The following is a 10,902-nucleotide window of genomic DNA, read 5'->3' on the forward strand; positions in this document are numbered from 1 at the left end:
TTCCGACCTTCGCGGTCGTCTTCGCCAGTCTGGTCGCGGCAGCGGCGCTGATGACGCTGCTTCTGGGCGGCGCGATGCTGTTCCTGCTGGGGGCCTTCGCCTTGCTGACGCGATTGGGTCGTTTCGGTAGCTGGCTGGCATCGCGTCTGTTCCGGCGGAGCAGCGAACGGATCGATGCGGGCTATCGCCGGTCTTTCTTCGGGCATGTGATCGCGGCGATCACTGGCAATCCGGTCATGCCGCTGGTGATGACGGGGGTCGTCTTCGTTTTTGTCGGCACGGTGATGATCTACTTCGGCAACAACAACCGGGGCGTCGAATTCTTTGTGGAGTCGGAGCCGGAACAGGCCATCGTCTACGTGCTGGCGCGCGGCAACCTGTCGTTGGAGGAAAAGGACGCGCTGCTGCAACAGGCCGAGGATGTCGTGCTGGCACATCCCGGCGTGCAGACGGCCTTTGCCTTCGCGGGCGAGGGCGGGCTCGACAGCAACACAGGCGGCGCACAGGCCCCCAAGGATTCCATCGGGCAGATTCAGCTTGAAACGATTCCTTGGGAAGACCGCCCCAACAGGAGCGAGCCGCTCTTTACCCTGCCCTTCATCGGCTATCAGCTGGCCCGCGAATACCAGGATCCGGCCTATGACGGCGATGTCATTATCGAGGATCTGACAGCACGGCTGCAGGAGATTCCCGGCATCCGGGTCGAGATTCTGGCGCAGGCCCGCGGCCCCGCTTCCGGCAAGCCGGTGCATCTGCGCCTGAAGTCCGACAGCTTCGCCGATCTCGTCGCCGCCACCGAAGCGGCCCGGGCCCGGTTCGAAAAAACCCCCGGCCTCACGCTGATCGAAGATACCCGCCCCCTGCCCGGGATCGACTGGCGCATCGACGTGGACGTGGAAAAGGCCGGTCAATACGGGGCGGACGTGATGACCGTGGGCGCGATGGTCCAACTGGTGACGCGGGGCCTGCTGCTCGACACCATGCGGGTGGACAGCTCTGACGAGGAAATCGAGATCCGCGTCCGCCTGCCGGAAGATGATCGCGTCCTGTCCACGCTGGATACGCTGAAAGTGCGCACCCGCGACGGGCTGGTGCCGCTGTCGAACTTCATCACCCGCACGCCGGTGCCGAAACTGGCCGAAATTTCGCGGATCGATCAGAAACGGCATCTGGACATCAAGGCGGATGTGTTGCCCGGCCTCGTGAAACTGGTGCCTGCGGGCAGCGGCGATGATACCGCCTTGCCCGAACCTGTCGCGACCCTCCAACCGGTGGACCCCGGCATGCCCGCTGACGTCACGACGGTGGACGGCAGTTACCGCGCGATCCACCTTTCCGGCGATGTCGCGGCGGCCACTCTTCAGCGCGAACTGGACGCGGGCGCGCTGCGCGTCCTGCCGGTGAACGCCAATGAACGCATCGCCGAGATCGACAAATGGCTCGCGACGACGCCCTTCGCTCTGGGCGTCACCTCTGAATGGACGGGCGATCAGGAGGATCAGGCCGAAAGCCAGGCATTCCTCAGTTCCGCCTTCAGCGCAGCACTGGGGTTGATGTTCATCATTCTGCTCGCCCAGTTCAACAGCATCTACAATTCGGTGCTCGTGCTGGTGGCGGTCGTCCTGTCGACCACGGGCGTGCTGATCGGGATGCTGGTGATGGACCAGACCTTTTCGATCATCATGACCGGCACCGGCATCGTGGCGCTGGCCGGAATCGTGGTGAACAACAACATCATCCTGATTGACACCTATCAGGAGTTCGAGCGCTACATGCCCCGGATCGAAGCGATCATTCGCACCGCACAGGCGCGCATTCGCCCGGTGCTGCTGACCACGATCACCACCATGGCGGGGCTTGCGCCCATGATGTTCGGCCTGTCGCTCAACTTCACCGAAGGCGGCTACACGATCGACAGCCCCACCGCGCTGTGGTGGAAGCAACTGGCGACGGCGGTGGTCTTCGGACTGGGCGTCGCCACGGTCCTGACGCTCATGGTCACCCCCTCGCTGCTGGCGATCCGGGTCTGGGCCACCACCTATATCCGCTGGATCGCGCGGCTGCTTGCGAAGCTGTCGCTCGGCCGGGCCAGCCGCGCCGCACAGGACTGGGCCCTGCGCCGCGACGCCCGCCGCCTGCGCAGCGCCGAACTGATCTGGCAGGAAAAGGGCACAATACGCCCTGCCCCGCCTCCCAAAGGGCTGCGCGTCGCGGAATGACGCCGACGTGACCGGGCGTGCCCGCCGCGCCCCTAGTCCGCTCCCGATGCAGCGCTAACCTGATGTGTTCACACATAAGGAGTTGAGCCATTATGCTACGCACATTGAGCGCCGCCGTTCTGGGCGCGACACTCGCATTTCCCGCCATGGCCGCCGATCTTGTCCACAAAATGAGCCCGCATTCGGTTCCCGATACGATCGACCGTCTGGAATCCGCTGTCGAAGACGCGGGTGCGACCGTTTTCGCCCGGGTCGATCACGCCGAAGGCGCGATGAAGGCCGATATGGAACTGCGCCCGACGCAGCTCTTGATCTTCGGCAACCCCGAACTCGGCACCCCGGCGATGAAGGACAAGCAGACCGCCGGCCTCGACCTGCCGATGCGGGTGCTGGCCTATGCGGACGACAAGGGTCAGGTGCATGTGGTCTATCACCAGCCCGAAACCCTTGCCGAAATGCACGGCCTGCCGGAAGACGCCGAGTATCTGGAGAAAATGGCAGGCGCGCTCGACAAGCTGACGAGCAAGGCCATCGCCGAGGGAAGCTGAACCCAGCGCCCGAAATCGATCCGCACGGGCCGCGTTCAGCTACCGCGCGCCCGTGCCTCTTCATCCAGTGCAGCCCACCACGCCGCGTACCGCGTGTTGCACGGATGCCTGTTGCCTTCATCGGGCGTGCCGTCATCCCACCAGACCGGGCCACGTTCCCCCAACCGTTGCTTGGCGGCGTCCACTGCGGCGCGCGCCGCGCGGGTCGCGGCTTCGGTATCCGCGTGTTTCACGGCCATCCGGGCCTGCATCAGCGCCTTCACCGCCGCGCGCCGCTCACTGTCTGACAGGCGGGGATCCGTCTTGCGCCACAGCCTGCCCTTGGCGACGAAATACCGCCCGTCCGGCGTTTCGGGATAATCCTTCCGCCTTGCGTTCAAGCACCGTCCCCTTCGGACTGCTGACGATGCCAGAGCTGCGCGTACCGGCCGCTCTCGGCCAAAAGCGCCTCATGGGTGCCCTGCTCGATGATCTCGCCCTGTTCCAGCACCACGATGCGGTCGGCCTCCGCGATGGTGGACAGCCGGTGCGCGATGGTCAGCACAGTACGCCCCTGACCGGCGGCACGCAGGGCATCCTGAATCTCATGCTCGGTCTCGCTGTCGAGCGCACTTGTCGCTTCGTCCAGCAGCAGGATGGGCGGGTCCTTCAGCAAGGTCCGGGCGATACCGACGCGCTGTTTCTCACCCCCCGACAGCTTCAGCCCCCGTTCACCCACCATCGTGTCATAGCCCTGTGGCAGGCGGTTGATGAAATCGTGGATCTGCGCGGCCTTGGCGGCGGCGATGACCTCGTCCCGCGTCGCCTCGTCCCGCCCGTATGCGATGTTGTAGCCGATGGTGTCGTTGAAGAGCACGGTGTCCTGCGGCACGACCCCGATCGCCTGATGCAGGCTGTCCTGCGTCACGTCGCGGATATCCTGCCCGTCGATCCGCACCGCGCCGCCTTGCACATCGTAAAAGCGGAACAGCAACCGACCGATGGTGGATTTGCCGGAGCCGGTGGAGCCGACGATGGCCACCGTCTCCCCCGGTTGCGCTTCGAGCGAGACGCCCTTGAGGATCGCCCGGTCGGGGTCGTAGCCGAAGCGGACATCATCGAAGGTGACGCGCCCGCCCTCTACCCGAAGGTCGGCGGCGTCAGGCTTGTCTGTGATCTCGGCGGGCTGTTCCAGCAGGTGGAACATCTGACCCATGTCCACCAGGGCCTGCCGGATCTCGCGGTAGACCGTACCGAGGAAGTTCAGCGGCACGGTCAACTGGATCATATAGGCGTTGACCATGACGAAATCGCCGACGGTCAGATCACCGTTCTGCACGCCCACCGCCGCCATGACCATGACGATCACGAGACCCGCTGTAATCAGCAGCGATTGCCCGAAATTGAGGAATGCCAACGAATAGTTGGTCTTGATCGCGGCTTCCTCGTAGCCTGCCATCGCCATGTCATAGCGCGCGGCTTCGCGATGCTCCGCGCCGAAATACTTGACCGTTTCATAGTTCAGCAGACTGTCGATCGCCTTCTGGTTGGCGTCGGTGTCCTGATCGTTCATCTGCCGCCGCAGCTTCACCCGGTATTCGGTCACCGAGAAGGTGAACCAGACATAGAGCGCGATGGTCACCGCAACGACGACGAGATACCAGAAATCGAACAGAACGGCGAGGATGATCCCCACGAGTATGAGTTCGAGGATCAATGGCCCGATGGAAAACAGCAGGAACCGCAAAAGGAAATCGACCCCCTTGACGCCCCGCTCGATGATGCGGCTCAGCCCGCCGGTCTTGCGCGTGATGTGATAGCGCAGCGACAGCTTGTGAATATGCTCGAAGGTTTCCAGCGCCAGCATCCGCAAGGCCCGCTGCCCCACGCGGGCAAAAACCGCATCGCGCACCTGCTGGAACCCCACGCCCATCAGCCGCGCCATGCCGTAAGCCACCGTCAGACCGATGGCCCCCAGCGCCAGCATGGGCGCGCCTTCGCCCGATAGCGCGTCGACCGCGCCCTTGTAGAACACCGGCGTGGCGACAGTGACCAGTTTGGCCACCACCAGCGCGACCATGGCCCAGATCACCCGGTGCTTGACCCAAGGCATGTCGGAGGGCCAGAGATAGGGCGCGACCTTGCGCAGAACCAGCAAGCTCGACTGCCGTTCTGCCGCCTCCGCGATCTCTTCTTCGGTCATGGGTGAGGTTACATCGGCCTTGGGGCGCGATGCGCGGGCGGTATCGGCTGGCATGAAATGTCCTGAACTTGTTAGCCGTCTACATAGGACAGCGCGCGATGGGTTGCCAGTCCCGGCCGATGACGGGGCCGAGCAGCCCTACTTCGGCAGGTCGAAAACCTGCCCCGGGTAGATCAGGTCCGGATCGCGGATATCGTCTGAATTGGCCTCGAACACGCGGACATAGAGCAGACCGTCACCATAGCGCTCCCGCGAGATCGCCCAGAGCGTATCGCCCTTCTGCACCGTCACCACGCTGACCGGACCGTCCCCACTGCGCGTCGCCGCGGCAAGGTTCTCGGCGGATTCGCGTTTGAACGGCGTCTCCACCCGGCTGGTGATGGTGCCTTCGGCGTCCATCTCGTCCACGCGAAGGGTATAGATCCCTTCATCCACGTTCGGCAGATCGCCCCGCCAGCGGCCTTCGCCATCCACGGCAAGATCGATGATCGCGTTGTTGTTCAGATAGACGCGGATTTGCGTGGCGTCGGACTGCGCCCGCCCCGCCAGTTGCACGTCGCCGGTTTCCGAATAGCTGATGGTATCGAGGGCGACGTTGGACATGACTTGGGGGCTGGCGGGTGTCATCACCTCCACCCCGTTGCGGTCGGCCCGCAGGATCGCGCCCGAAGTGGGGCTAGGCGGTGCGGTCTCTGCCGGGTCGGGCTGCGGGGCAAGTGCGGCGAGTTCGGTGCCACCACCTCCCGTCACGGGGGCGGCGTCAGGCGATGGCGCAGCGGTCTGCACAGCCGGTGCCTCTTGCCCTGCCGTGCCGGGGCTGGCGTCGGTGCCGGCGGTTTGTGTCCCTTCTCCGGTCGCAGCGGGGACGGCTTGCGGTGAGGTCGCTGGGGCCTCGGTTTCTACATTTTCGGATGCCGCCAAACGGTCAGCGGGCGGTTGTGCGGTTGGCGCTTCCGCCAGCGTGCTTTCATCCCCATCCCCTGGCGCGGTTGGCGCCGGGTCAGCCTCCGCAAGATCTTTGCTGTCTGACGGAATCGCCTCGCTCCCCTGCACAGGGGGTTCCGCTTCCGCGCCCGCCATAGGTCGGGTCACATTGCTACTATCCGCCTCGGCGCTATCGAGAGCCGCAACCGGACCTTCTGAGCCCGTCGTCTCATCCCCGTCAGCCGCTACACTCGGCCCGGTCTCAAAAGGCGCATCCTGTTCGGCCCCCTGCAAGGTAACGACCTGTGCCCTGTCCGCCCCGGCTGAATCCTCCGCCAAAGCGGCGACGAGGGGGGCGAGGATCACGTCCTCATCCGAACGCAGGGTCTGCCCGTCGGAGGTCTGGGTGAGGGAAAGGATATGCCCTTCGCCGTCCAGCGGGACAAAGGCGATGGCGGCAAACTTGCCGCTGCCATCCGCCGTGGCGGTGGCCACGGGGCGGCCATCCTGCAACACCTCCACCCGCGCCCCGGGGGAGGCGCGGCCCGCGATGACGGTCAGGCCGTCCTCTTCCCTGCGCAACTCGTCGAAGGCGGGGGAAATGGTCTGAGCGGAAGGGGTCGGGGTGCTTTCGGCGATATCCGCATCGGGATCGGACTTCTCTGCGGTCACGTCCTGAGTGGGGGTCGCGGAGGGCGCGGTTTCGGAGGGATCAGACAATGCCGCGACGCTTTGACCTTCGGGCTCGGGCGAAACAGCCGCGATGCCCTCGGGGCGTGTGGAGTTCTCGTCTTTCCCTTCGGGTGTTTCGGGGTCGGAACCCGGCGCGACGGTCGCGCTCTCCTGCGGTTCGATCTGGGCCGCGCGCTGCGCCGCGTCAGACGGCTCCGGCGCGGCGGGGGTTTCCGATGGCGCGGGCGGCTCACCGATCCGGGTGACCGTGGTATCCGTCTCGACAGGCGCTGCATCCGCTTCCACCGCGACATCGCCCGCCCCATCGGCAGAGAGCTCCGCCTCCGCCAGTTCGGGCGCTGGCGGCGGGAGCGGCGCGCCCGCAGGTGCGCCGGGGGATACCGCCGCCACAGACCCATCGTCGGAACCGATGGCAGTGGCGACAGGAGGTGCGCCCCCATCTTCCCGCTTCACGGCGGTCGCGACAGTTTCGGGGTCCGGGGGAATATCCATCCGCACATCCCACCAAGCGACAAAGGCAATGGCCGCGGCGACCAGAAGCCCGGTCGCCAGTATGCCGAACAGCCGGCCTCTGCCCCTGCGCGCTTTCGCCATTGCATCCATCCCCCTGATGTCATTCCTTTCTAGCAAGCGGGTTTACGCCGGTCAAAACACAGTGAAGCCCTTCGAGCATTTTCAAGACAGGATATCTCATGCCCCACCGTTCCATCTGCGTATATTGCGGCTCCCGCCCGGGCAGCGACCCGGCCTTCGCCAGTGATGCCGAAACGCTCGGAAAGGGCATCGCGGCGCGGGACTGGCGACTGGTTTACGGTGCCGGCGACGTCGGCCTGATGGGCACCGTGGCCCGCGCGGCGCAGCTGGCCGGGGCAGATACCTTCGGGGTGATCCCCCGCCATCTCGTCGATTGGGAGGTCGGAAAGACCGATCTGACGCGATATGTGGTGACCGAAACGATGCATGAACGAAAGAAAGTGATGTTCATGAACTGCGATGCCGTGGTTGTCCTGCCCGGCGGCGCGGGGTCGCTCGACGAGTTTTTCGAAGTGCTCACATGGCGGCAGCTGGGCCTGCATGAAAAGCCGGTTATCATCGTTAATACAAACGGTTACTGGACGCCGTTAATGAGCATGATGCGCCATATCGTGAGCGAAGGTTTCGCGGATGAAAGCCTGCTGGGGTATTTCAAGGAAGTTCCCGATGCGGACGGCGCGCTGCGGGAGCTGGAAAAGCTTCTGGAGGAGTGATGCGATTTGTCCGGCTCGCGGGAGCGAGTCGGAGTGGAGGGAAGCCTAAGCCGGTAATGCTCTGAGCGTCGTCTTCCTTTCCTCCCCCAAACGAGGAAACGACGGCAAATGGCCGCATACCGCCGTCGGTCTCCAGAAGAGCGCATTGGCTGACTCATTGCGCCCCGGCGGTTCACTTCACCGCAATCGTGAGGCGTTGCTGCAGCGCAACAATCCCCGCCGTGCGTCAGAGTACAATTCTGAAACGAAGGCCCCGGCGCAGCACGATTGTCGGCGCCGGGGAAACAATAATCAAGCGAGTTCCGATTTCACGATTTTCTCGATGTCGTCGATCGGGTGATTGGTCAGGGTTTTCGGCACTTCACCGATCACCTTGTCGGAGACTTCCTGATGCAATTCGCTCCGCAATTCCCCGAGCGTGCCCGGGTCGGCCACCAGAACGATGCTGTCGAAATTGCCCTTGTGGGCCTGCTTGTACAGGATATCGGCAAGCTCCCCGGCGAACCGGTCCTTGGCAAGTTGGTGCCAATCCGTGTCATCCACAGCGGACCGGTGAACCGACGGGCCATCGTTAAAGCGCCCGCGCCGGTTTGCCGCCTGTTCGCGGTTGGGCGGGTTTTCCTGTTCTTCCTTGCGCACAACCTCCAGAAACGGGTCTTCTCCGTCGGTCTGGTTTTCAAGGATCAACGCCTTTTCGCCGTCGGCAATCAGAACCCATGTGCCGTTCTTCAACTTGGTCATTCGTCCTCTCCATGCTTGCGCTTGTCTTCACCGGTGACACGGGTCGCGCCTGCAGGGGTTTCCGTGCTGCGCTTCTTTTCATCCTGTGTGGCCACGTCCCGCTGCAGGTTGCCGCCCTCGCGGCCCTGCTGCTGAACGCCGGAATCGGTGTTCACGATCTTTTCGGTCTCCCGAACACCGTCCTTCGATCTCTTACGCTCGGCCATGGTGGAATCCTCCATTCGATGTTTCTGAAGGACCAACGCCGCCCCTGCCCCCCGGTTCCATGACAAAGCCCCGCCGGATGAACCGACGGGGCCTGAAAAATCTCGCTCGTGCAGGTATTTACATACGGCTCGCGACGTTTTCCCAGTTGACCAACTTGTCAAGGAAGTTGGTCAGGTAGTCGGGCCGGGCGTTGCGGAAATCGATGTAGTAGGAATGTTCCCAGACATCGCAGCCCAGCAGCGCGGTCTGATCGAAGCAAAGCGGGTTGATGCCATTGGCGGTATTTGTGACCTTCAGGCTGCCGTCTGTATCCTTGACCAGCCAGACCCAGCCGGAGCCGAACTGGCCGCCGCCCTTCGTCTTGAACTCGTCCTTGAACTTGTCGACCGAACCGAAGCTTTCGTTGATCGCCTTTTCCAGCTCGCCGGGCATGCCCGCGTCGCCGGGGCCCATCATCTCCCAGAACTGCTTGTGATTCCAGTGCTGCGAGGCGTTGTTGAAAAGGCCGGACTGCGGCACGCCCGAGGGATCGTAGGTCGCCTTGACGATCTCTTCGAGGGACTTGTCCTTGTGCTCGCTGTCGTTCAGGAGCTTGTTGCCATTGTCCACATATGCCTTGTGGTGCTTGTCATGGTGATATTCCAGCGTCTCCTTCGACATCCCCTTGGATGCGAGAGCGTCATGGGCGTAGGGAAGATCGGGAAGTTCAAAAGCCATCGGGTGGGCCTCCTCTTTGGTATTTCCGTGGGCCACATGATGCGTTCACAGGGCCTTCGTCAAGGTCAACGCCTGCCTGATGGCCCGGTTCCATGGCTATCCACGCCGCGGACGGCAGTTTCCGCGGCTTCTGAACCCACGTTCGGAACTCCGCGGCCCCGCGGTGAGGTCCAGCAAGCCGGTGCTTTTTGCCAGCGACGCGCGATAGTCGAAGTGCGCGAAGCTGCGGCCATTGTCGGCGCGAACGTCCGGAACGCTCCATTTGACGATGAGCCGTTTCGCGTCATCGCGTACCAATGTGCCCGGCACGGTACTGCCGGTAAAGAGCAGCGTGATCGCATCGACGACGGTGACGCTTCCATCCCCCGGCACGACCAGCGCGATCTTGGGAGAGATCCAGCCCCGCCCCCGTTCGATATCGCGCATGTCGCAGTCATAGAGCAGACCTTCCGCCTGCACGGGCCCGGCCCCCAGTACAAGCAGCATCGCGATGGCTCTGGCGTACCCTATCCGACGCTTCGCTGCCGGGTCCTGGCCGCCTGTACCGAACCGGCGCCTCAACGATCAGAAATGCCCGACCTCGGACCCCGGCTGCGCGGCCACGGACAGAAGATCGAAGACATAGCGCGCGACAGAGCGGAAAACGACAAGGCGAATGCGGTCCTCCTCCAGCATCCAGAGCGCGGCGGGAACTTGGGCGAGCCGTGTGCGGCGGAACTGACCCGGCTCGAACTCCCCGGGTGCGAGATCCACCGGGGCGAGCTTTGCCACCACTTCGCGCGCGGCGGGGCCGCTCACATCAAAGACGGCGCGCGCGTCCGAGACATTGACAGCCAGTGCGAAACGGTTGGCAAATGCCCCCTGCACCCGTTCCAACCGGTCCGATACCTCGTCGTAGGGACAGATCAGCAAGAGTTCATCGGGCGACATCCAAGCCACGCCCCGATCGCTTTCGAAGTTGCTGCGCCCCTGTTCGGGCAGGTTGACCCCCCCGGCGGCGCTGACGGCCTTGCGCATCCACCCGGCGGACAAATCGCCGCGCAGGGTGATCATGCCCAGTGGGCCAATCTCGGAGATCGAGGCGATGCCGCCGGTGTGGCTGATGTTGTTCAGGGCGCTGACGGGTTCAGACATTCTGCTTCTCCCCTTCCTTGTCGTAGAAGACCGGATCGACGATCCGCGCCTCATAGGTCTTGCCATCGGTTCCGGGGAAGCGCAGCACTTCGCCCATCCGGTCCGGGCCGTTCAGCACGAGCCCCATCGCGATGCCGCGATCCAGCGTCGGCGAATGGTAGGTCGACGTCACCCGCCCGATCATGTTGCGCTGGCCATTCTCGTTCTCGCCCTCGCCCACGGCATAGGCCCCGTCCGGCAGGGTGCTGCCGTCGGTGGTTTCCAGCCCCACGAGCTTCCAGCGGTTGGGA

At 64.0% G+C, this 10,902-nt stretch carries 12 protein-coding genes; 3 read left to right on the forward strand and 9 right to left on the reverse strand.

The window, feature by feature from the left end:
• Together A3764_RS10925 and A3764_RS10930 are read left to right on the forward strand one after the other, a co-directional pair.
• On the forward strand, window positions 1-2,219 hold a 2,219-nt coding region (locus tag A3764_RS10925), incomplete at its 5' end, for an efflux RND transporter permease subunit (RefSeq protein WP_150122143.1).
• A gap of 92 nt (window positions 2,220-2,311) precedes the next feature.
• Window positions 2,312-2,767, forward strand: coding sequence for a DUF302 domain-containing protein (locus tag A3764_RS10930; protein WP_067925179.1), 456 nt, complete (start codon window positions 2,312-2,314; stop codon window positions 2,765-2,767).
• 35 nt (window positions 2,768-2,802) lie between these two features.
• On the opposite strand, the gene A3764_RS10935 is transcribed toward A3764_RS10930, so the two are convergent.
• The 3 genes from A3764_RS10935 to A3764_RS10945 all read right to left on the reverse strand — a co-directional run bounded on the left by A3764_RS10935 (window position 2,803) and on the right by A3764_RS10945 (window position 7,160).
• Window positions 2,803-3,147, reverse strand: coding sequence for a hypothetical protein (locus A3764_RS10935; RefSeq protein ID WP_067925176.1), 345 nt, complete (start codon window positions 3,145-3,147; stop codon window positions 2,803-2,805).
• Window positions 3,144-5,003 (reverse strand): ABCB family ABC transporter ATP-binding protein/permease, encoded by a 1,860-nt coding sequence (locus tag A3764_RS10940; protein WP_067925173.1) that lies wholly within the window; start codon window positions 5,001-5,003, stop codon window positions 3,144-3,146. Before A3764_RS10940 ends, A3764_RS10935 begins: the two co-directional genes overlap by 4 nt.
• Window positions 5,004-5,087: 84 nt before the next feature.
• Entirely contained in the window at window positions 5,088-7,160 is a 2,073-nt protein-coding gene (locus A3764_RS10945; protein WP_150120828.1) for a LysM peptidoglycan-binding domain-containing protein, read from the reverse strand.
• 98 nt (window positions 7,161-7,258) lie between these two features.
• On the opposite strand from A3764_RS10945, the gene A3764_RS10950 reads away from it, so the two are divergent.
• Entirely contained in the window at window positions 7,259-7,813 is a 555-nt protein-coding gene (locus tag A3764_RS10950; RefSeq protein WP_067925167.1) for a TIGR00730 family Rossman fold protein, read from the forward strand.
• Between the two features lie 291 nt (window positions 7,814-8,104).
• Here A3764_RS10950 and A3764_RS10955 read toward each other — a convergent pair whose 3' ends face one another.
• The 6 genes from A3764_RS10955 to A3764_RS10980 all read right to left on the reverse strand — a co-directional run.
• A complete protein-coding gene (locus A3764_RS10955; RefSeq protein ID WP_067925164.1) occupies window positions 8,105-8,554 on the reverse strand; it encodes a host attachment family protein in 450 nt (149 codons plus the stop codon).
• Window positions 8,551-8,760, reverse strand: a complete 210-nt coding sequence (locus A3764_RS10960) for a hypothetical protein (protein WP_067925205.1) — start codon at window positions 8,758-8,760, stop codon at window positions 8,551-8,553. Before A3764_RS10960 ends, A3764_RS10955 begins: the two co-directional genes overlap by 4 nt.
• Before the next feature lie 118 nt (window positions 8,761-8,878).
• Complete coding sequence (locus A3764_RS10965; protein WP_067925161.1) at window positions 8,879-9,478, reverse strand: superoxide dismutase; 600 nt, start codon at window positions 9,476-9,478, stop codon at window positions 8,879-8,881.
• A gap of 96 nt (window positions 9,479-9,574) precedes the next feature.
• Window positions 9,575-9,964, reverse strand: coding sequence for a hypothetical protein (locus A3764_RS10970; RefSeq protein WP_067925158.1), 390 nt, complete (start codon window positions 9,962-9,964; stop codon window positions 9,575-9,577).
• Between the two features lie 78 nt (window positions 9,965-10,042).
• Complete coding sequence (locus A3764_RS10975; protein WP_067925155.1) at window positions 10,043-10,612, reverse strand: sarcosine oxidase subunit gamma; 570 nt, start codon at window positions 10,610-10,612, stop codon at window positions 10,043-10,045.
• A partial coding sequence (locus A3764_RS10980; RefSeq protein WP_150122144.1) for a glycine cleavage T C-terminal barrel domain-containing protein occupies window positions 10,605-10,902 on the reverse strand: 298 nt, incomplete at its 5' end. The genes A3764_RS10975 and A3764_RS10980, both read right to left, overlap by 8 nt.

Source organism: Sulfitobacter sp. HI0129 (assembly GCF_001635395.1).
Taxonomy (GTDB): domain Bacteria; phylum Pseudomonadota; class Alphaproteobacteria; order Rhodobacterales; family Rhodobacteraceae; genus Sulfitobacter.